At 60.4% G+C, this 21,371-nt stretch carries 21 protein-coding genes; 3 read left to right on the plus strand and 18 right to left on the minus strand.

Annotated features, from left to right (window positions below; translation table 11 throughout):
- Positions 1–36: 36 nt before the first annotated feature.
- The 3 genes from hppD to E5E96_RS20995 form a co-directional block, all read right to left on the minus strand.
- A complete protein-coding gene (hppD, locus tag E5E96_RS20985) occupies positions 37–1,134 on the minus strand; it encodes a 4-hydroxyphenylpyruvate dioxygenase (RefSeq protein ID WP_171283057.1) in 1,098 nt (365 codons plus the stop codon).
- Between the two features lie 237 nt (positions 1,135–1,371).
- Positions 1,372–2,040, minus strand: coding sequence for an HAD family hydrolase (locus E5E96_RS20990; protein ID WP_171283058.1), 669 nt, complete (start codon positions 2,038–2,040; stop codon positions 1,372–1,374).
- Positions 2,037–2,696, minus strand: coding sequence for a TIGR01621 family pseudouridine synthase (locus tag E5E96_RS20995; protein WP_171283059.1), 660 nt, complete (start codon positions 2,694–2,696; stop codon positions 2,037–2,039). Before E5E96_RS20995 ends, E5E96_RS20990 begins: the two co-directional genes overlap by 4 nt.
- Before the next feature lie 86 nt (positions 2,697–2,782).
- On the opposite strand from E5E96_RS20995, the gene E5E96_RS21000 reads away from it, so the two are divergent.
- On the plus strand, positions 2,783–4,366 hold the full coding sequence (locus E5E96_RS21000) for a GGDEF domain-containing protein (protein ID WP_171283060.1): 1,584 nt from the start codon (positions 2,783–2,785) through the stop codon (positions 4,364–4,366).
- Between the two features lie 68 nt (positions 4,367–4,434).
- On the opposite strand, the gene E5E96_RS21005 is transcribed toward E5E96_RS21000, so the two are convergent.
- The 4 genes from E5E96_RS21005 to E5E96_RS21020 form a co-directional block, all read right to left on the minus strand.
- Entirely contained in the window at positions 4,435–5,988 is a 1,554-nt protein-coding gene (locus tag E5E96_RS21005) for a PAS domain-containing methyl-accepting chemotaxis protein (protein WP_171283061.1), read from the minus strand.
- A gap of 157 nt (positions 5,989–6,145) precedes the next feature.
- Positions 6,146–6,832: an AcvB/VirJ family lysyl-phosphatidylglycerol hydrolase gene (locus tag E5E96_RS21010; protein ID WP_171283062.1), complete on the minus strand. Its 687-nt coding sequence runs from the start codon at positions 6,830–6,832 to the stop codon at positions 6,146–6,148.
- A 9-nt stretch (positions 6,833–6,841) separates the two neighbouring features.
- On the minus strand, positions 6,842–9,391 hold the full coding sequence (gene mprF, locus E5E96_RS21015) for a bifunctional lysylphosphatidylglycerol flippase/synthetase MprF (protein WP_171283063.1): 2,550 nt from the start codon (positions 9,389–9,391) through the stop codon (positions 6,842–6,844).
- Positions 9,392–9,868: 477 nt separating this feature from the next.
- The gene (locus tag E5E96_RS21020) at positions 9,869–11,494 is read right to left on the minus strand and encodes an MCR-3-related phosphoethanolamine--lipid A transferase (RefSeq protein WP_171283064.1); all 1,626 of its coding nucleotides are present in this window, start codon (positions 11,492–11,494) and stop codon (positions 9,869–9,871) included.
- Between the two features lie 380 nt (positions 11,495–11,874).
- Here E5E96_RS21020 and E5E96_RS21025 point away from each other — a divergent pair, with 380 nt between their 5' ends.
- Positions 11,875–12,648: a hypothetical protein gene (locus tag E5E96_RS21025; protein WP_171283065.1), complete on the plus strand. Its 774-nt coding sequence runs from the start codon at positions 11,875–11,877 to the stop codon at positions 12,646–12,648.
- An 85-nt stretch (positions 12,649–12,733) separates the two neighbouring features.
- A complete protein-coding gene (locus tag E5E96_RS21030) occupies positions 12,734–13,948 on the plus strand; it encodes an MFS transporter (protein WP_171283066.1) in 1,215 nt (404 codons plus the stop codon).
- A 217-nt stretch (positions 13,949–14,165) separates the two neighbouring features.
- Here E5E96_RS21030 and E5E96_RS21035 read toward each other — a convergent pair whose 3' ends face one another.
- From E5E96_RS21035 to E5E96_RS21085, 11 genes are read right to left on the minus strand one after another with little or no spacing between them, the layout of a single operon-like run.
- Complete coding sequence (locus tag E5E96_RS21035; RefSeq protein WP_045527174.1) at positions 14,166–14,801, minus strand: HrpE/YscL family type III secretion apparatus protein; 636 nt, start codon at positions 14,799–14,801, stop codon at positions 14,166–14,168.
- Positions 14,780–15,406: a Yop proteins translocation protein K gene (locus tag E5E96_RS21040; protein WP_171283067.1), complete on the minus strand. Its 627-nt coding sequence runs from the start codon at positions 15,404–15,406 to the stop codon at positions 14,780–14,782. Before E5E96_RS21040 ends, E5E96_RS21035 begins: the two co-directional genes overlap by 22 nt.
- On the minus strand, positions 15,406–16,143 hold the full coding sequence (gene sctJ, locus E5E96_RS21045) for a type III secretion system inner membrane ring lipoprotein SctJ (RefSeq protein WP_269150197.1): 738 nt from the start codon (positions 16,141–16,143) through the stop codon (positions 15,406–15,408). The genes E5E96_RS21040 and sctJ overlap by 1 nt, the downstream gene beginning before the upstream one ends.
- Positions 16,144–16,149: 6 nt before the next feature.
- Complete coding sequence (gene sctI, locus E5E96_RS21050) at positions 16,150–16,488, minus strand: type III secretion system inner rod subunit SctI (RefSeq protein WP_029302735.1); 339 nt, start codon at positions 16,486–16,488, stop codon at positions 16,150–16,152.
- Positions 16,488–17,042, minus strand: coding sequence for a YopR family T3SS polymerization control protein (locus E5E96_RS21055; RefSeq protein WP_171283068.1), 555 nt, complete (start codon positions 17,040–17,042; stop codon positions 16,488–16,490). The genes sctI and E5E96_RS21055 overlap by 1 nt, the downstream gene beginning before the upstream one ends.
- The gene (locus E5E96_RS21060) at positions 17,039–17,392 is read right to left on the minus strand and encodes a YscG family type III secretion system chaperone (RefSeq protein ID WP_216368116.1); all 354 of its coding nucleotides are present in this window, start codon (positions 17,390–17,392) and stop codon (positions 17,039–17,041) included. The genes E5E96_RS21055 and E5E96_RS21060 overlap by 4 nt, the downstream gene beginning before the upstream one ends.
- Positions 17,392–17,649: a type III secretion system needle filament subunit SctF gene (sctF, locus tag E5E96_RS21065; RefSeq protein WP_017408038.1), complete on the minus strand. Its 258-nt coding sequence runs from the start codon at positions 17,647–17,649 to the stop codon at positions 17,392–17,394. Before sctF ends, E5E96_RS21060 begins: the two co-directional genes overlap by 1 nt.
- Positions 17,642–17,854: an EscE/YscE/SsaE family type III secretion system needle protein co-chaperone gene (locus tag E5E96_RS21070; protein ID WP_017408037.1), complete on the minus strand. Its 213-nt coding sequence runs from the start codon at positions 17,852–17,854 to the stop codon at positions 17,642–17,644. Before E5E96_RS21070 ends, sctF begins: the two co-directional genes overlap by 8 nt.
- On the minus strand, positions 17,817–19,118 hold the full coding sequence (gene sctD / locus E5E96_RS21075; protein ID WP_171283069.1) for a type III secretion system inner membrane ring subunit SctD: 1,302 nt from the start codon (positions 19,116–19,118) through the stop codon (positions 17,817–17,819). The genes E5E96_RS21070 and sctD overlap by 38 nt, the downstream gene beginning before the upstream one ends.
- A complete protein-coding gene (sctC, locus tag E5E96_RS21080; RefSeq protein WP_171283070.1) occupies positions 19,115–20,959 on the minus strand; it encodes a type III secretion system outer membrane ring subunit SctC in 1,845 nt (614 codons plus the stop codon). Before sctC ends, sctD begins: the two co-directional genes overlap by 4 nt.
- A complete protein-coding gene (locus tag E5E96_RS21085) occupies positions 20,932–21,357 on the minus strand; it encodes a YscB family type III secretion system chaperone (RefSeq protein ID WP_139706213.1) in 426 nt (141 codons plus the stop codon). Before E5E96_RS21085 ends, sctC begins: the two co-directional genes overlap by 28 nt.
- Positions 21,358–21,371 lie beyond the last annotated feature (14 nt).

Genomic DNA, 21,371 nt, shown 5'->3' on the forward strand with positions numbered 1-21,371 from the left:
CTTGCTTGACAACCAACCCGCCCGTGGCAGTTCCCGTTACGCATCATTGAGCACCCCGCGGCGGATCTGATCCAGCTCGATGGATTCAAACAGTGCCTGGAAGTTGCCCTCGCCAAAGCCTTCGTTGCCCTTGCGCTGGATGATCTCGAAGAACACCGGGCCGATCACGGTGTCGGTGAAGATCTGCAGCAGAATGCCGTCCTTGGTGGGAGAGCCGTCGATGAGGATGCGCAGCTCTTTGAGCGCCGCCAGATCCTCCTGGTGCCCCTCGACCCGGCTGTCCACCTTCTCGTAGTAGGTGTCCGGGGTCGGCATAAAGCCGGTACCACGGCCACGCAGGGTACGGATGGTGTGGTAGATGTCGCTCGACGCCATGGCGATGTGCTGGATCCCCTCCCCCTTGTACTGACGCAGGTACTCCTCGATCTGGGACTTGTCGTCGGAAGATTCATTGATGGGGATGCGAATTTTGCCGCAGGGGGCTGTCATGGCGCGGGAATGGAGCCCGGTCAGCTTGCCCTCGATGTCGAAGTAGCGGATCTCCCGGAAGTTGCCGATCCGCTCGTAGAAATTGGACCAGACATCCATGTTGCCGCGCTGCACGTTGTGGGTCAGGTGGTCAATCTCGTACAGCCCGGCATCCACCTCGGCCATGCGTGCCTGCCAGTCGGAATAGAAGACGAAGTCCACGTCATAGATGGAGCCCTTGTCGCCGTAGCGGTCGACGAAAGAGAGGGTGCTCTCGCCGATGCCGTAGATGGCGGGGATGTTGAGCTCCATGGGGCCAATCTTGCCGACGAACGGCTTGGCGCCCTTGCCGATGGCGTACTGCTGGGCCTTGCCGGCATCGCTCACCCGAAATGCCATGCCGCAGACGCTCGGCCCGTGCAGGCTGGCAAACTGCTCGGCCTGGGAGTGGGGCTCGGCATTGACCACGAAGTTGATGTCCCCCTGGCGGTAGAGCCAGCACTGCTTGTGTTTGTGCTGCGCCACCTCGGCAAAGCCCAGCGAGACGAACAGCGCCTTGAGGGCGGCAATCCCTTTGGCATCCGGCGCCGTGTACTCGACGAATTCAAAACCATCGGTGCCGAGCGGATTGATGGTGTGAGTACGGGCAGAAGAAGTGGTCGTCATGATGCGCTCCTTGCGATTGACTGATAACGAAGAGGGTAACACCGGGGCGCTGCGGGCAGCCGCCACCGGCATTGTTAACAACTTGTTTCATTAGAGGTGGCGGCGCGGCGGAAGAGAAGAGGCGGCGTTCAGATAGTTTGACGGGGGCTACCGTCAAAAGATGTAAATAGATTGTGACGTTGAAGCCGCAGCCTTGTGGCACGCTCGGTGGCGCCCCGCAAGGCTGTCAGCTTTGCCTTACAGGGACCAGTATCTGGGCTCGATGCGGGGCAATGCCTGCCGCGCCTGTTGCAGCCGCGCCGGGGTGGGATTGATGAGCCACGCCGCCTGCCCCTCTGCCAGCAGCGGCAAGTCGTGCAGGCTGTCGCTCAGTGCCAAGTTGGCGCCGAGGGCGTGGATCCCGGGCAGGATCTTGTGCTGGCCGTGGCAGTAAAAACGCGGCATCAGGCCGCCGAGGCGATAGTGCATGCGCGAACCCAGAATGCGATGGGGCAGATGGCCGGGCAGTTGCTGATGCAGTTGCCCCCGCACCAGGGCGCGAGGGCTGGCGGAGAGCACCCAGCAGCGCTGCCCTTCGGCCAGCAGCAGGGCGCGTGCCTCACGAAACAGTCCAGGCCGGGTACGGCAATAGGCCCGCACCAGGCGGCGCCACCCCAGCGGCGACAGCCCGAGGGTGATGGCCCACCAGATCAGTGAAATGCCGCGCCGACGCTGGCTTGGCAGCAGATAGACCAGCCCGCCCAGCGCCATCACCGGCCACAGCAGCAGCGGCCAGATGCGGCGGCGCAGGATGAAACGCAGCAGCCCGGCATGGCTGTCATCCGGCGCCAGGGTGTCGTCAAAATCCGCCAGGATCCAGCCGCTGGCGGGCAGATCCGGCACGCCTGGTACTGTTGCCCCCTTCATTCGGCCAGCCCCGCGATGGCGGTGTGCAACTCGGGCAGCACAAACAGCATGCCTTCATCGGGCGGGCAGACGAAGTCGAACGCCTCCCCCGCCAGAGTGAACGCGAGACGCCAGGCGTGCAGATAGCCGCGATCGGCCGCCGTGCCGCCGTAGCGCTCATCCCCGAGGATCGGCGCACCCACGCTCTTCAAGGCCACCCGGATCTGGTGGGTCTTGCCGGTTCTGGGCTTGATCCGGTAGAGCCGCAAGCCTTCGCGCACCGAGACGGAGTCGAACCAGCTGATGGCCGGGTTGTCCTGGCTGCGCGCGAGCATCCAGCTACCGCCCCGTCCCTTCTGCATGTCCCCCTTCACCCAGCCCTGCTTCTTCTTGGGCTTGCGATCCGAGAGGGCCAGATACTGCTTGCTCACTTCCCGCGCGGCAAAGGCCATGCTGAGGGCCCGGTTGGCCTCGGTGGTGCGCGCCAAGAGCACCAGCCCGGAGGTCATCTTGTCGAGCCGATGCACCGGATAGAGCAGCAGACCGGTGTCGGCCTTGACCCGGCTGACCAGCCCCGGATGGAGCAGGCCGGCCTCGTCGGTCTCGTCATGCATGCCGAGCCCGGGCCCCTTGTTGATAACCATAAAATCTTTGTGCTGCGCTAGTATCCGGTACATCAATAACCCTTTAGAATGTTTTTAATTACAAGAACATGACCCTGCGGGGTCGCACCCCATGAACACTCAGAACAAGACTCGCACGGATGAAGAGATACCTGCTTTGGCTGCTGCTGATTGGCATCAGTCATGCTGTTCCCTTGCGGGCCAGCGAATCCACCCTTGAAGCGCCGGAGCGGGTCGTACTCCAGCTGCGCTGGCTGCATCAGCCCCAGTTCGTTGGCTATCACATGGCCAAGGCCAAGGGCTTTTATGCCAGTGCCGGGCTGGACGTCGAGATACGGCCCGGCGGCAAGGACATCAGCCCGGTAGAAGAGGTGCTGAGCGGGCGGGCCGACTTCGGGGTCGGCAACACCGAGGTGCTCACCAGCTACGCCAGCGGCCAGCCACTGTTGGCGCTGGCCAGCGTCTATCAGCACTCCCCGTCCATCTTTCTGGCTCGCCGTGACAGCGGCATTCTCACCGTTGACGACATGCGTGGCAAACGGATCATGATGTTTTCGGCCCATCAGGACGCCGAACTGCTGGCCACCCTCTTCTATCAGGGGCTCAATGAACACCAGCTCATCCCGCTGCCCACCTCGGTCAACATCGAGGATCTCATCCAGGGCCGGGTCGACATCTTCAACGCCTACCTCAGCAACGAACCCTTCTATCTGGAGGAGCGCGGCATCCCCGTCTCCGTCATCAATCCGCGCAACTACGGCATCGATTTCTACAGCGACATCCTGTTCACCACCCAGGCACAGGAGCGCGCCCATCCGGATCGGGTGGCCCGGTTTCGAGCCGCGAGCCTGGCGGGCTGGCGCTACGCCCTCGCCCACCCGCAAGAAGCCATCGCCCTGCTGCGCAAGGAGTATGGCGTCAACCGCAGTCAGGCCCACATGGAGTACGAGCTGCAGGTAAGCAAGGAGATGATCCAGCCGCTCTATGTGGAGATCGGGTATATGAATCCCGATCGCATGACCCACATCATGCAGCAGTTGGTCGAGATCGGGCTGGTGTCCAAGCCGGTCTCCTTGCACGAATTTCTCTATCAGGCCCCTTCCGAACAGTGGATCTTCTGGCGTCCCTGGTTCCTGCTGAGCCTGGCGGCCAGCGTGCTGATCCTGCTGCTGGCCCTCTATCTGCTGCTGTGCAACCAGCGGCTCAATCGCGAGATTGCCCTGCGCCGCCAGCGGGAGGAGGAGATCTGGCAGCTGGCTCGCCGCGATCCGCTCACCGGCCTGCCCAACCGGCTGAGCCTGATGGAGCGGCTCGATGCCCAGGTCAAGGGCCCGGCCCCCGGCTGCCTGCTGTTTTGCGATCTCGACGACTTCAAGCAGGTCAACGACAACTTCGGCCACAGCCACGGCGATGCCCTCCTCTGCCAGCTGGCGGAGCGGATCAGCCGCAGCCTCGAGCCACAGCACTTCTTCGCCAGACTGGCCGGCGACGAGTTCGTACTGTTGTTGCCGGGCCATGATCAAGCGCAGGCCGACGTCATCGCCGAGCAGATCAGGGCCACCATGCAATCGCCGTTCGAGGTGGAAGGGCTCCCGCTGGCGGTCGGCATCAGCGTTGGCATCAGCCAGTACCAGCCGGGCTGGCGCGCCGAGCAGTGGCTGATCCAGGCCGACCGCGCCATGTACCACGACAAGGGGTCTCCGCTGGCAGCGCCCCCAGGCTGACCCCAAGCCCCATACAACAACAAGGCCACCCGCAGGTGGCCTTGTTGTTGTATGGATGGCAGCGGCGGCTAGCCGAAGGTCTGCCCCAGGGATTTGAGCTGTCTGGCCTTGGTCAGCAGGATCTCGCTCGACTCGTCGACATCCTGCATCTTGCTGCTGTTGGCATGGGAGTGCTGGGAGATGAGGTTGACGTTCTGGCTGATGTCTTCCACCACCGCCTGCTGCTCTTCCGCCGCCGCCGAGATCTGGGCCGAGAAGTCCATCACCAGCTCGATCTCCGCCAGCACCTGATGCAGGCTGTCCGACCCCATCCGGGTCATCTCTACGCAGGCCTGGGTCTGTTGCAGGTTGTTCTGCATCATCCCCTTCCAGCCGTTCAGGGTGCGCTGGATCTGGCCGATGCTGCTCTGGATCTGTTCGGTCGCCTTGTGGGTGCGAGTAGACAGGGTGCGTACCTCGTCCGCCACCACCGCAAAGCCGCGCCCCTGTTCGCCGGCCCGGGCCGCCTCGATGGCGGCGTTGAGCGCCAGCAGGTTGGTCTGATCGGCAATGCCCTGGATTTCCCCCATCAGCACCCCGATGCGATCCGACTCGCTGGCCAGCGCCACCGCCGAGGCAAAGGCATGCTCCGCCTCCTTCGCCAGATCGGTGATCTTGTGCTCGGTCTCGATCAACTGCTGATCCGTGTGCTGGCAGTGAGCCTTGGCCTCGGCAATCTGGCTGTTGGTGTCCTGGATGTTGCGGGCGATCTCCTGCGCCGTGCTCGCCATCTCGGTGATGGCGGCCGCCATCTGCTGGGTCTGGGCATCCTGCTCGGCGATGTCCGAGCTGGCCTCGCTGGAGGCGCTCTTCAGATGCACCGCCAGATCCTGCAGGGCGTGGGTGGCATCATCCACCCGGCCGAGCACGGTGCGAATACGGGCCTGCAGCAGCTTGATGTGGAAGTCGGCGATGGCGCTTGGCTCCTGGCCCGAGTAGATGAGCCGGGTCAGGCTGTCGTACTCGCCGGCCAGTTGCTGCAGGTAACGAGGGGTGGTGATGAGTTCGTGGCGATAGAGCAGCCCCAGCAAGATCAGCGGCAGCGCCATGTAAAGCGCGGCCCAGCCGCCCAGTTGCACGGTGCCGAGCCAGCCCAGCGCCAGCAACCCGGCCACCGCGACCCCATGCCGCAGCCGCGCCAGCGAAATCCTGGGCTTGCCGCCGCCCTGCTCCGCCGCCCGCAGCCGCGCATAGGTACGGGCTGCGATCTGCTTCATCTGCGGATCGGCGCGGCAGCGCACCGACTGGTAGCCGCTGATCTTGCCCTGCTCGAAGATGGGGGTGACGTAGGCATCCACCCAGTAATAGCGACCATCCTGGCAGCGGTTCTTCACCATGCCGTGCCATGGCTGGCCCTGCTTGAGTTTGCCCCACAAGTCGGCAAATGCCGCCTTGGGCATATCGGGATGGCGCACCATGTTGTGGTGCTGCCCCACCAGCTCGGCCCGGCTGTAACCGGCGACCCGGCAAAAGTTGTCATTGGCGTAGGTGATCACGCCCCGCAGATCCGTGGTGGACACCAGCTGTTCATCAGCTGCGAAATCCACTTCCTGATCAACAAGATGGCCTTTTTGTTCGCGCATGTAGCCCCCACTCTTACGTTGTTGCTCAGTAGAGTGTTGGGAAGCAATCAGCACCTGTAAAGGTCAATGCAAAAAGATTCTGACGGGGCGAGAACGGATCGGGCCGGCAGGAAATAATCATTGATTTAAATCAATATTTCCTGCCGGCGCGTGATATTTATTGCAGTGAAAGATGACTGGCAATGGTCTTGAACAGCACCGGATAGTCATCCTCGAAATGGTGCGAACCGGGCAGGGTCACCGTGGTCACGTTGGGCTGCTGCAGACGAGGACAGAGCCGCACCGGCGAGTCGTCATCCGACCCCTGCACGCAGAGCATCGGCAGGGTGTGGATGGCGTTGACCTCAGGCTGGGTGGGATAGCTGCCCGCCTTGTCGTGGGTCACCATGTCGCTGACGTGGATCTCGAAGTCGGAGGCGGTCGAAGGAGAAAGCATCACGGCCCCGATCAGGCTTTTGCGATAAGGCTCGGGCAACCGGTTGATCACGAAGGGCACAATCTCGGCACCAAAGGAGAAGCCCACCAGCAGCCAGCGCTGGCGCCCCCAGCGGGACTGGTAATCGTCCAGGATCCGCACCAGATCGGCGGTGACCTGCTGTGGATCCTTCTTCTTCCAGTAGTAGGTGAGCGAGCTCCAGCCCACCACCGGCATACCGTGCTGCTGCAGCTGGGCGCTGAGCCCCTTGTCCAGCGCCGCCCAGCCGCCGTCACCGCTCATGAACACCACCATGGGGGCGCTTGAGGCTTGCGCCACCGGCAGCTCCACCAGCCCCAACTCCTCTTTCACCGGCGCGGCAGAGAGCGAAAAGGCGCAGCACGCCAGCAGCAATAACAGGATTTTCATGGCCGACTCCTATTTTTTGATGAGCCCGAACGGGCCTCGGCTGATCAGGGATATCAGGTTGGTCAGCACCCTCGGCAGCACCAGCTTGCTGGTACAGAGCAGGTAGCGCGGCTCCCAGTCCGGCGAGAACTTCTCCTTGTAGCGTCTGAGCCCCTGGAAATTGTAGAAACGGCTGCCCCGGGTGAAGATGGTGTTGCCAAGCCGGGTCCAGTAGCCGCTCAGGGGGTGATCGTTGAAACCGGACATGGGCGCCATGCCGAGGTTGAAGCTGGCGTAACCCTCGGCCTTGCCCCACAGCAGCAGCTCGACAAACAGGAAGTCCATGATGGGGGCCGTGCCCGTGTCCAGGCTGTAGCGCATCAGATCGATGGAGAGGCTCTCCTTGTTGTCGCTGACCCAGAGGTTGGCAAAACCGACGATCTGCCCCTCGTGACGCACCAACGCGGCCGGGCTCAGGCTGAGGTAGGTGGGCTCAAAGCTGCCCACCGAGAACCCCTTCTCCTTGCCCTGCTTGCTCTGCAGCCAGGTGTCAGACACCTCCTTGAGGCGCGGTAACAGTGCAGGCACGCATTCAGGCGCCACCACTTCGAACGACAGCCCCTCCCGCTTGCCCTTGGCATGGCTCTGGCGCAGGTTGCGCAGCCGGCTGCCAGCCAGCTCGAAGGCCGCCAGATCGACGATGGCCTCCTCCCCCAGCTTGAACGGGATCAGGCCCAGCTCCAGGTAGAGCGGCAGGTAGCGGGCCGACACCTGGTAGAACACCGGGCTGGCATCGTGCTGGTCGCACAGCTCGCGAAACTGCCAGAGCAGCTCCTCGATAAGCTCAGGCTGACCGATGGGATCCCCCATTACGATCCAGCCATTGCCCTCGACGCCGTACATCAAAAACGCCTCGCCGCCGGGATGAAACAGCAGCGACTTGTCGCCAAGCTGGGCCAGGTAGCCATGACCGCCCCCCTCGCGCAGCACCAGGGCATGGGCGCGGGCCAGCTCCTCTGCTTCCGGCTTGCGCCCGGAGACCCGCAGCGGCGCCAGCAGCTGGGCCACCCCGACCACGGCCAGCACGGCCACCACGCTGCCCATGGCCCGCAGCCCGCGGGAGGCGGCGCCATGGGGCGAGAAGTGGAACCAGAGGGCGTGGTCATACTCCACCTGACGGTAGGAGAAGAGCAGCAGCCAGAGCGCCCCCAGCAGCACGGCCCCCACCGAAATGAGCCAGCCCGGAGTGAACTGGGCGTGCAGCAGGGAGCCCTTGCGATAGAACAGTGAGCGGCAGGGAGTGATGATGAGCAGGAACAGCCCGAGCAGCAGGGCCGACTCCCAGTCGAACCCCTTGAGCAGGGAAAAGATCATCCCCAACCCCAGCAGCAGCTGGGTGATGCGAAACGCCGCATCGTGGCGCCGGTAGAGGCTGCGGGCCAGCAGGATCAGCAGCACGCCGCTGACGCTGCCCAGCACATGGGAGAGCTCCAGCAGGTGCAGCGGCAATACCTGCAGGAACATCTCGATGCGCCCGCGCATGGTGGGGATCATCCCCGAGCAGAGCAGCAGGCTGCCCGCCGCGAACGCCCCCAGGCTGATCAGCGCCGGCAGGAACTCGCGCACCGCAGTCATGATGCCCTGCAGCCGGCTCCAGCGCGCCTTCTGCTGCAACAGCTCCTGGCTGGTGAACAGCAGCAGGGCGCACAGGAAAGGCAGCACATAGTAGATGCAGCGATAGAGCAGCAGGGAGGCCAAGAGCTTGTCCACCGGCAGGTATTTGGCCAGCAGCAGGCTCATGCTCGCCTCGAACACCCCGATCCCGCCGGGCACATGGGCCAGCACCCCGAGGAAGCTGGCCAGCACGAAGGCACTGAGCAGCACCGGATAGGAGACGCTGTCCGCCGGTAGCAGCACATAGAGCACGGCGGCGGCGGCCATCCAGTCCAGCAGCGCCACCAGCAGTTGCAGCAGCCGGGTTCTGAATACCGGCAACACCAGCTCGTGGCCACGCCAGACCAGCGCAGGTTTTGGCCAGAACAGGTAGCCAAGCACCGCCAAGAGCGCCAGAGCGCCCGCCACGTTGAGCAGCTGATCGGCCCACAGCGGCCAGTCCGGCAGCAAGGTGGTAGCCTGCCCCACCAGCAGTGCCGTGCCCCCCCAGGCCAGCAGGCCGAGGAAGAAGGTCACCGAGCAGAAGACGATGATCCTGGCCACCTCCCCGGTGCCGAGCCCCAGCGACGAGTAGATGCGATAGCGCACCGACGAGCCGGTCAGCAGGGCGAAACCCAGAGTATTGGAGAAGGTGTAGGCGATGAACGAGGTGACCCCCACCTGCTGCCAGGGCAGCCGCTTGCCGAGGGCGTGCACCGCCAGCATGTCGTAGCAGCAGAGGCAGGCATAGCTGAGCAGGGTCAGCAACAGGGCACCGCCCAGCAGCGGCAGCGGCAAAGACCAGATGGCCAGCCGAATGTCGTGCCAGTGCCAGAGGTGAGTCAGACGATAGAGCACGGCCAGCGCCGCCCCCAACAACAACAAGCTACATAACGGGCCTAACCAGATAAACAGATGACGCCGCATTGCCGATCCCTACCGACGCGAGGCCATGGCCATGCGCGTCACGTTGCTGAACATGGCCACCCGCAGCGGGGAGCGCAGACCGCACTCCTTCGCGCCTTGGCCTTCAAATAGATGTTTTATGGGCCGTGGGCGGTGAACGGTCGGCACTGATGACATGGCCAGTTTGGCCCTGGCTGCCCGGAAAATGCCCCCGCCCAGCATGGCATCCCACTTTATATCGACTTTTTTGCAAAAGACGAGCCTTGCCCTCGAAATAAAATTACTCAGCTGCTGGCAGATTAATTCGCCGCTTACCCTGGCGGTCAGCCCCGCCACATCCCGTCGGCGCGCAGCACAATTAATGAGCAGTGACATCATACACAAGATAACGCGCTTTACCCGACCCATCTGGTCAGGTTGGCAAGCCACTCACGGGTCATCATCAGGCTGCGCCAAAATAAAAAGGGGAGCCAGGCTCCCCTTTATCTCAATATGACGTTACTGCACGCTGCGACACTGGCTGAAAATATCCAGCTGCTGGTCATATACCGCCGTATTCACATCCCAGATCCCCAGCACGGACGAGAACAGGTTGTCGTGGGAGTAACGGGTATTGGCTGCCTTCTGCTGCAGACAATCCAGGTTCATTCCTTTCTCTTTGGAGAAACCGGGCGACATCCACACCTGCATGGGCACCCGGGTCTGATCATCCGGTGCAAACTTGTAAGGGGTACCGTGCAGATAAAGCCCCAATGCCCCCAGTGACTCGCCATGGTCGGAAATATAGATCAGCGCCGTGTTGTATTTGTCTTCATATTTTTTCAGCCGTTCGATCATGCTGGCAATCACAAAATCGGTGTAGCGAATGGTGTTGTCGTAGGTATTCTCCAGCTCCTGATCGGTGCAGTTCTCGATATCGCTGCGCTGGCAATCCGGCAGGAAATGGCGATGCGACCCCGGATAACGCTTGTAATAGGTCGGGCCATGGCTGCCGATGAGGTGAAAGCCCACCAGCTTGTCCCCCTTCATGCCGGCCAGCTCGTCGTCCAACCCCTCCAGCACCACCTCGTCATAGCAGGTGTTCTTGTCACAGAACTTGGGGTGATCCTTGGGCTTGACCACCATGTTCGGCACCCGATCGCACACGCCCTTGCAGCCGCCATCATTCTCCTTCCAGAAGATGGAGATACCGCTCTTTTGCAGCACATCCAGCAGCCCTTCGCTGTTGCGGGCCTGGTTGCCGTCGAACTGGTTGCGCCCCATGTTGGAGAACATGCAGGGCACCGAGACCGCCGTCGCCGTGCCGCAGGAGCGCACGTCGTTGAAGGAGATGATCCCCGCCTGCTTGCTGGTGAAGGGGTTGGTCTCCTTGTGATAGCCGTTCATGGAGAAGTTCTTGCCGCGCGCCGTCTCCCCCACCACCAGGAACATCATGGTCGGCTTCTCCTTGCCGGCCACCCGCTTGGCGTCGTCGCCCATGCGCTGGAACGGCACCGGCTCCGCCAGATAGCGTTTGTAGAGATACTTGGTGGTGCTGTACATGTAGTTGGCCGGCGTGATCTCCCGGTTCAGGGTCTGGTTGTTGCGCCCGACCGAGGCATAGTCCTGATAGTAGGCCGCGGCGATGAGCCCCAATACCACCAGCGAGGCCAGCATGGAGAGGCCGCGCTGCAACAGGCCCTGATACCATTTGGCCGGATACTCTATCTTGACGAAGAACAGCAGTACCGCCGGCAGCACCCCGGCCAGCAATACCCAGACCACGATGGGCACGCTCAGGTAGGAGTAAGCCTCGCTCTGGTTGGTCTCAAAGATGTTCTGGATCATGTCGCCATCAAACAACACCTTGTATTTCATCATGGTGTAGCTGGCAATGGCACCGGTGATAAACAAAAAGGCAAAGAAAGGCTTGATGAAATAACGCACAGAGAATGGCATGAATACAAAGTTCAATGCCGCTACCAATACGATAGGAATGGAGATGGCAAACCCGATTTTAAAATGCTCAAGCTGCGTCAATATTTCATAAAAATGCAGCAGGACTGGCCAGTTGAGCAAGAAGGCAAAGATAAATGCCAACAACAAAATAAATGGAACAATTCTTATTCTAAGAAAAGAAGGCATGCATATCTCCCTGTTACGCTTCTTTATTACACGTCGAAATAGCCGAACCAGAGTCGACACGCCGATATTTGGCGCCGGATAGTAACAGCGTGCTGAAAACACCAAATATACTATTTTCAAATATCTTTAATAATGTGATGTATATCAACAATCATCAGCAAACTGACAGCCTAGCCGACGATACTTAAGGAAAAATTAAGATACCCGTGTTATGCAACCGCTCAAAAAACAGCCATGCATATACGACTCACCTCTCCGCCTCGCGCTCGCACCACTCTTTTTCAAGACGGCCGCTCGTCCTTAAGTTTTGCTTAAGACTGCTCGGCGAGGCTGTTCCCTGACGAGTCCTCGTCACACGACAGATGCGAGAGAGGGTTAACATGCACAACAGCGCAGCAATCAGCAAGGTGCCAGAGATCACCCTGGCGTTCTGGGTCATCAAGATTCTGGCGACCACCCTGGGGGAGACGGGGGGTGACGCCGTCTCCATGTCGATGGAACTCGGTTATCTGGTGAGCACGGCCATCTTTGCCGTGATTTTCTTCGTGTCGGTCAGCGCGCAGATCGCGGCAACCTCCTATAACCCCCTTCTTTACTGGACCACCATCATCGCCACCACCACGGTCGGCACCACCCTGGCAGACTTTGCCGATCGCTCGCTCGGGCTGGGCTATGCCGGTGGTTCCACCCTGCTGCTGGCCTTGCTGATGGGCTCCTTCCTGCTCTGGTATCGGCTGCAGGGCAGCATCTCCACCGGCAGCATTACCACGCCGCGCACCGAGCTGTTCTACTGGGTCACCATCATGTTCTCCCAGACGCTGGGTACCGCACTGGGTGACTGGACTGCAGACGAGGCCGGCTTTGGTTATGCAGGCAGTGCCGTGCTGTTCGGCGGCATGCTGGCCGCCATCGTGGCAACCTACTACCTGACCCGGGTGTCGCGGACCCTGCTGTTCTGGGCCGCCTTCATTCTGACCAGGCCGCTGGGAGCCGTGGTGGGGGATTTTCTGGACAAGCCGCTCAGCAAGGGCGGGCTGGAGCTGAGCCGTTACTCTGCCTCCTTCACCCTGCTGGCAGCCATCGCCGCGCTGGTGCTGATCTCGACCCTGCGCAACCGGCAACCGGTTCGGGCTGAGCTCGATATCGAACAGTAATCACGCAGCAAGTCAGCCCGGCCGCCTCTGGGTCGCCGGGCTGACTATGCTCTGTGGGAATTGATGCAAGGCAAGGCTCCCCCCGATGACGACAGGCAACAGACAAGACCCGGCCCCACCCTCCCGCCAGATCCCGCGCGGGGTCTGGGTGCTGGGCTTCGTCAGCCTGCTGATGGACATCTCGTCCGAGATGATCCACAGCCTGCTGCCCCTGTTCATGGTGACGGTGCTCGGCAGCAGCGCCCTCACCATCGGGCTCATCGAAGGGATGGCGGAGGCCACGGCACTGATGGTCAAGGTCTTCTCCGGCACCTTGAGCGACTATCTGGGGAGACGAAAGGGGCTGGCTTTGCTGGGTTACGGGCTGGGAGCCCTGACCAAGCCGCTGTTCGCCATCGCCACTGGCAGCGGGTTGATACTGACCGCCCGCCTGCTGGACAGAATTGGCAAAGGCATTCGCAGCGCCCCCCGCGATGCGCTGGTGGCCGACCTCACCCCCCTTGAGCTGCGCGGCGCCGCCTTTGGCCTGCGCCAGTCCCTCGACACGGTCGGTGCCCTGCTGGGGCCACTGCTGGCCGTGGGATTGATGCTGCTCTGGCACGATGATTTTCGCGCCATCTTCTGGCTGGCGGTCATTCCTGGGCTGGCCTCGGTTGCCCTGCTCGCCATCGGCCTGCGGGAACCCAAAGAGAGCGACCGGCGCAAGCGCCGCAACCCCCTGCGACGCGACAACCTGCTCAGGTTGGGTAAACCCTATTGCTGGGTGCTGCTGATCGGCGCCCTGTTTACCCTGGCCCGCTTCAGCGAAGCCTTTCTGGTGCTACGTGCCCAGCAAAGCGGCATGGCGCTGGCACTGGTGCCGTTGGTCATGGTGGCGATGAATCTGATCTATGCCCTCAGCGCCTACCCGTTTGGCCGCCTCTCGGATCGCATGAGCCACCGCACCCTGCTGATCTGGGGATTGCTGGTGCTGATTGCCGCCGATCTGGTGCTGGCGGCCAGCACCCACTGGGGCGTGCTGCTGGTGGGGGTGGCACTGTGGGGCTTGCACATGGGGATGACCCAGGGGCTGCTGGCCGCCATGGTGGCCGCCACGGCCCCGGCGGATCTGCGCGGCAGCGCGTTTGGCTTCTTCAACCTCGTCTGCGGCCTCGCCATGTTGCTGGCCAGCCTGCTGGCCGGCCTGCTGTGGGACCATCTGGGCCCTGCCTTCACCTTCTACGCCGGTGCCGCCTGCTGCCTGCTCACCCTGCTGATCCTCTGCAGGTACAAGCCGCCGCCATCCACCACGGTGCCATGACCCGAAAACACCGGCCCCCGGATAGCAAAAAGCCCCCGGCAACCAAGTTGCCGGGGGCTTTTTCTGAAGATGGCGGAGGTGCTCAACTCCATCATCAGCGGTGATTTTCAGACAAATAGATTGCCATTCCGGACGGGGACCGCATCCTCTGGCGCCTGCAACAGCGGCAGCAGAGTGACATATGCACTGTGGCGCAAATCACCTGACATGGTACAGATTAATGCGCAGAATGGTCGCCCCGCTCAAGCGTCATGGAAATGGCCCGTGACAGTGCCTCCAGCTGGCCATCCAGACTGGCATCAATGATCCCCACTTCGGTTTCCAGGATACACCCCCCCTGATCGAGCCGGGCATCGGCGGAAATATCCAGATAACCGATCTCCGGGAAATCCTTGTGTACCCTGGCGATTTGATCCCGTACCGCCGTGACTTGCTCAGGGTGCACCCGCACCGTGACCTGCTTCTGGTTGCTCACCAACGAGAGTGCCTCGCGCACTACCTTGAGAGTCAATGCAACCTGGTCATAGTCATGCAGGATCTTGCGCACGGCTTGCAACACCACCTCGCTCATCTGCTGCTCTACAGTGCGATAGTACTCTTGGCACTGCAGTTGAGTCTGGTGGATCAACACCGCCTGTTCACGGCGAGCCTGCTCCATGCCAGCTTGCCAACCAAGCTCGCGCTGTTGCTCGTACACGGTACGAGCTTCCTGCACAATCTCGGCCGCCTGTTCCCTGGCCGCCTCAACCAGTGCCTGGGCACTCAGATAAGATTGGTAATCCTGACTGCGCAGGATCCGCTGACCAGGCTCCAGTTGCAGGTGTTCACTCTTTATTTCAACAAATGGCAGCATTGTGGTGTGACCTGTTTGGCGATTTTAAGACAGAGCGCCCGAGCCAGTGGCAACGACTCACTCGCCAGATGCCAGGATGGTACGGTGGATGATGGAGGAAGACGCAGGGAAAGCCTGCGAGCCCAGCCAGGTTCAACATTCCCTGCGGCTGCCAACCAGAATTGCAAGCCAGCCGCTTCCAGATAAGAGCCATTCAGTTCAAACGGCAACGGCTGCTGCCAGCCTGCAGGCCAGGGGCCGATCAACAGATCAAGCTGGGACAGCAGATTCCTGTGCCCCTCTTCCCCCAACAAGCCGATGATATGGCGCAGCGTGGTCCCCTGCAGACAATGACGAATGGCCTCCCCATGCAACACGGCGCCAAGGTGTGACAAGGTACTCGCTAGCTCAGACTGGGGGAATAATGCCAAGCCGCCAAGGGATGAGGGCGACTCATAGGCAATGTCCAAGGCCAGCTCCTCAAGCAGCGCTTCATTAACGGCGGGGTGGGTACGCCAGTCAGGCAGTGCATCCTGCAGCCAGCGCCATGAATCGGGAAAATGGCCGTCATCAAGATAGGCTGCCGGACAGAAGCGCAATTGATAAGGTGTCAGGCCTACCGTCATCAACGACTCCGGCTCCGGTGCCACATGTACTGGGCCAGATTGGTGGTCACGACCAGCATCAACAACAGGGCAATCAGCCCTGCCAGCCGCCACTTCGACGACTCACTCACCTCGATGGAGAAGAGGCTGGTGTTTCGCGATACCAGAGGCATCTGGCGAATATCGGCCGAAGGTACCAGCACTACGCTGATCCGATCGTAAGCCAACCCCTCAATGCTGTTGTTGACCAGCTGCTTGATCTGCGGAATATAGCTGTCCAGCTGGATGTCGGCGGCATGCTTGATGAAAACGGATGCCGAAGCAGGTGAGGGTTTCTTGCTGATCCCTTCATTTCCTTCAGGCAGCACCACGTGTACTCTCGCGACCAATACGCCATCGATCTCCGAGAGGGTATGGGAAATTTCCTGGGCTTTGGCGTAGTTGAGCCTCGCCCGCTCTTCGGTAGGCGAAGAGATGAGACCATCCTTGGGAAATACGTCCTGCAAGGTAGAGAAACTCTCCCGCGGGTAGCCCTTGCGCTTGAGTGCCTCGATGGCTTGCGCTACATCGGACTCCTCCACCAACAACTTGATATTGCCATCCTTGTCCGGTTGTTTGTCTGAGGAGATCCCCTCGGTCCGCAGCAACGCCAGCATTTCATTGCCTTCTTTCTGACTGACTCCGGTATAGAGCTCCACTTTGCAGCCACCTAGCAGCAGTGAGGTGCACAACACCCCCATCAGCATCGATCTCTTCACACTACCTCACTGGGTCTTCAACAGGGTTTCTACGTTCTGACTCATCTTGCCAACTGTCTTGGCAATCAGCTCTTCCTGCATGGTGATACGCATCAGCGCCCACTGCATCTGCATCAGGCTGTTGGGATCGTCTCCCGGCGTAGACAGCTCGGCCCGCAGGCTCTCCTTGGCCTCAACAAACTGCTGCTTTATTTCCCCCAGCTCACCAAGCAAAGAACCGCCTATGCCCTGGGATGGAGTACTCATCGCCTGTTCAAAGCTGGCAACTTGGGAAGAGGCTGTGTCCGCCGTTTTCAACTCATCCAGGCTGGTCACGACCGCCTGGGCTGACTGGGTAATCTCCATTACGCCTCCAGATCAAGTTTGTGTGAATGCCGTATCAGGTTGTTCACCACGCCGTTAAGCGGGATCAACGTCATCAGCTCACGACGAGCCAATTCCTCGAGATATGCCAAGTCAACCTGAGTTCCATTGGCAGCCTTCTTGATGTCTGCCATCACGTTCAGCAGCACCGTCTCCCGCCGTGATGACAGTGGATCAAACTCTCGCATTAGCGCACGCAGCTCAGGCTGGTCAATGGCAGCAACGACAGGCAGCTGACGGCCGGAAAAATGTGCCACCAACTTGTCGGTGACAGGCTGGAACAGTCGCTTGCCAACCGCCTGGGCATGCTCTCCTCCCTGCTGATGGATCTGCCAGAGCAGGTCCCGCTGGGCAGAAGGCGAAGCACCCTCAAGCAGGGTCTCAAGCCCAGCCCCCTGCTGCCAGCGACTGAACAGGGTAGGCTCATCTGCTTTTGCCAGCAGCCGTTCAAACTGATGTTGAGTCTGTTGCCTGGGAAGTGGTTCGGTATCGGCAAATCCACTTCGGGGTGGATGCTCACTGCCTTCAATTTTCATGACGCCATCTGCTCACGCAAGCCGGCCGCAAACTGACACAGGGAGGGCTGACCGCTCGCTTCCAGCCTTGCCAAGCGCAATACCAGCTCATCGTGCATGCCGAGCCGCCATTCACACAGGGCGAACCAGGGTTCAACATCCGCAGAGTGGTGCGAGGTTTCCAGCAGCAGTGCGCTCTGATAATCCCCTTGATTCATCAAGGATGAGAGGCGGATCAACGTGACGCATTCGGCCATGCACTCCTCTTGCGCCAGCCAGCCGGCAATGGATGCAGCCTCCTGGTGGCAATGATGACCTGTTCCAGCCAGGGCCAGTTCTGCCAGTTGTTTTTTCAGTTGAACGTTCATCATCAGATCTTCTGTAAAATGCCCTGCATCAAGTCTTTCATCGCCCGCGTCACGGTAGAGTTGATGTTGTACACCACCGACCATTTGTTGATCTTGTGCTGCAGTTCGGCCAGCAGGGCCGGGTTGTCAGAGGCATTTTTCATGTCCTCGATTGCCGCTTTGACCTCTTTATTGGCGGCATTGGCCTGTGTGGAGAGGTTTGATGCTACCTGGTCGAGGGTAATGGAACTCGTATTCTTGTACTCGAAGTAATCAGCCATGGTTGTGCTCCTCTATCTTGCCAATAATCTTGAGCCCCGCCTCGATGGCGTCGGCTTCCTGTTGCCACTGCTGATACTGCTGCTGGGTACCCCCGCGCAGCAGTTGCCGCTTCACGTCACCCAGCGCCTGGACAAGCTGCGCATGCAGCTCGCGGGCAAATACCGGATCAGCGCCGGACAGTCGCGTTTCCAAATTGGTCATCATGACGCTCGACTCCTTTTAACTTGACGATGTATTGCTGTTTGCCCTTGCTGACCACCACGGCATCAGGACGAATCGCTAATACGCGAACCCCGTTGACAGTCGCCCCGCCGATTGGATAACGCTGGTTATCCGCCAGGGTCACGTAAGGAATCCGGCCAAACGAGACACTGCGTACCTCAAACTCCAGCTCATCCTGACGGGGGATCCGCTCCTGATTGACCAGCTCCAGCACAGGGTGGGAACCGAACTCGCGCTTGAATTGCTGCTGGGCCAGTTGAAACTTCGCAAGCTGGGCACTGTCCAGCTGACCGGACACCTCGATACGGCCGCTGGTTTCAACCACGCGCAACAGCCCGGCCAACCCCTGCTCCTGCAGCAGGTCATCGAGTCGTTTACGATAGGCCCCTGCCACCTGAACCTGATTCTCAATCCCCAGCACACCGGGCACCTCTTGCCTTAGTAGCGTATCAAGCGTGCTCCACTTCGGGTCCTGCGTATCAATCTCGCCACTTAGCCGCAGCCAGCCAGGTTCCTTGCCATTGCGGATCTGGAGTCGCTCATACCCCAGCTTTTGCAAGATGAAACCGGCCCCCTGACGCAGATCCTCCATGGTGCGAACGTCCAGCCGATAATTGAAACCGTTCCCCTCCAGATACTGCTGCAAGGCTAGTCGCGTGCTGTTCTCATCGACATAACCAGCCAGCTGCCAAATGCCATGGGCATCGTTAATCAGTGTGACCTGCTGATAGGCTGGTGCCACAAGGAAACGCTTCAGAGCCTGCTCCTGGCGTGCCGCATCATTTTCACTGCTCCCCTGCCACCAGCCATGCCCTAGCAGTGCCAGCACGGCGATGATCAACATCAGGCATAGCCCTCCCATCCAGACATCGGCACGTGCAGCCCGTTTCGGTGGGCGAAGGGCCGTCTGCATGGTAGTCAGTGGCTCAAGTTGTTCTGGCAACGAACGACTGCTATCACAAAAACTCCAGAGCAGCGGGCCCGCTTCCAGCCGGGTTGCCGCCTTGAGCAAAGCCCCAGCAGCCAACTCTTCCCCATCCTGAGTCGGCATCACTCCCTCGGCCCACTCCTGCAGTACGATGCCCTCCGCCGTCACCATCAACATCAGATGAACAGGCGCCATGCCCTCGTCCACCAATACCAGGTCGGCTTGCAGCGGATCGGCACCGATTATCAGGCGCCCCTCCGGCAGGGGCACTTCAACGCCGTGGTTCAACCCGCGGTATATGCGACATTTCCAGCTCATCGGGCATCCCCGGCTTGCACGCACCAGGTCAATGCCGGCGTACACTTCTGCGCCTTGCCCATTTCGACCAGCCGCCACCCCAGTTCATTGCCCATCTGGCATTGCGTCAAAGAAGAACTCTTGCCTCCCTGGCGCATCAGTTGCTGCACCTCGCGAGCGGCCGCCAACGGCTGACACTGGGCACCTCCCAGTACCTTGCCAAGGGAGAGACTCTGGTTGGATATCTCGTCAACCCCCAGCACACCTGCACGCAGATCCTGGCCATGCCCCAGCGACAGATAGTGAGCGATGCCATCGTCGATCAGCCGAGGCTCGATGATGAAGAGCCGAACCTGACGGCGTGTCTGACTCTCTTTGCTGCGAAACAGGGCGCCCAGGTAGGGGATGTCGCCCAAAAAAGGCACCTTGCTCAGGCTCTCGCTCAGTTCATCGCGGTAGATACCGCCGATCAGCAGACTCTGGCCATGCCCTACCCGGGCTATGGTATCCACCACGGTACGACTGATGGTGGGAATGCCATCCAGACCCGAGCTGTTTGGTTTTTGATTACCATCCTCGATATGCAGGCTCAGACTCACTTCCGGCCTGTCTCCCAGCTGGATCACTCTGGGCGTCATTCTCAACATGGTCCCATAGGTGATCCCTTTCAGCTCCGCCACCCGCTCGCCACTGATTTTGACGTAGTAGGTTTCGCTGTGGTCGATCACCGCCTGGGTGTTTTCCTGGGTCAGCAGTGTCGGCCGGGAGACGACCTGGGCATTGCCCTGGTTCTCCAGCAGATTCACTCTGGCCAGCAGATAGTCGAGTCCCTTGGAATCCACCAGGCTGCCGAGGGCTGCGCCGCCCTCGATCCCTTTGCGATCGCCGGTGGTCTTGATGATCACCTGCTGGTTGGAGCCGGTACGGATCCCGACTCGCCAATCTACCCCCAGCTGGGAGAGATCCTCGGCATTGATATCAATGATGGAGAGCGCCACTTCAATACGGGCAGACGGCTTGTCCAGTGCAGCAATCAATTTGCCATACATGGCCATCCGCTCCGGAGCATCGCGCACCAGCACGGCATTAAGGGAAGGATCCGCCTGCACGATTGCCTGCCCTGAATGGGATGTGCTCCCTTTTGTGCCCTCACCATTGACCATCTGCACGCCAGCATCGCTGAGCAAGCGAGAGAGAATAGTGGCGACGCCGGGTGCCTCAACATCCGTATCACGATACTGAATGGAACGATCGGTCGCGGAAGCGTACTTGAGCGGGAAGATCTCGATGGCAAGCGGTCCCGTCTTCTCGCTACGCAATTGGGACTGTTGTTCCAGCGCCAGGGCAGTTTGTTCAACCAGCTCCAAATAGCGAGGAGGGCCGGAAACATAGACCAGGCGATTGTCTGTGTCTGGTCGCCAGCCAAAACGCGCCTCCCAGATCCCGGCACGCTGCAGCGCTTGCTGCAATTCCGCCGCACCAGTCTGTGCCAATTTGATGAGACGAGACTGAACTTCACTGTTCTTGAACACGTACAGCACGTTGCCATCGTAGTACCAGACCAGGTTGTAGAGAGAGGCAAGCTGCTGCAAGAACGCCTGTGGCTCATCATGTTCGAACTGGCCGTTGACCTGATCATTGACCTTGTCGCTGACGACGACCGACACCTCGTAGTTGGCACCGAAGTTGACCAGCACATCACGCAGGCTTTCCCCTTCCGCCACATAGCTATAGGGCATGGGCAACCAGTCAAGCTCTTGTGCCAACGTGGGACGCGACCACATCATCATCCCCATGCCGAGCCATAGCAGAGGATGCAGCAGACGTTGCATGTTTACGGATGCCATATCATCTGTCTCCATTCCGGGGCTAAGGCCGCCTCATTCAACTGGGGCTCCAACCGCTCCAGCAAGGTAATGTGTTGGCTCAGAAAGACTTCCAGCTGGTGTTCATCAAGCCCGTCAAGCTCCAGCCTGGCTTCCAGTTGCAGATTGCCGAGTTCATCGAGAGTCAGAGCCTGGGGCGCATGGCGCCCCCAGGCCACGACCTGTTGCAAGAGGCGTTTCAACAATGCCGGATCCAAAGGTTTTCCTTCAGACGTGACGGCGCTTGCCAGGGGAGTGCTCAGCAGCAGTTCGTTGTGCCTGGGTAGCAGAAACAGAGGATAACCATCGAGTCGCAAATGATATTTGCCCTGAACATCGGCAACAAAAGGCCCTTGGCCAAGCTTTTCGGCCAATCGATTAAGTAGATTTTGCATAGTTCCTCGGGTTA

This window comes from Aeromonas sp. 1805 (assembly GCF_013085525.1).
In the GTDB taxonomy this organism is placed as follows: domain Bacteria; phylum Pseudomonadota; class Gammaproteobacteria; order Enterobacterales; family Aeromonadaceae; genus Aeromonas; species Aeromonas hydrophila.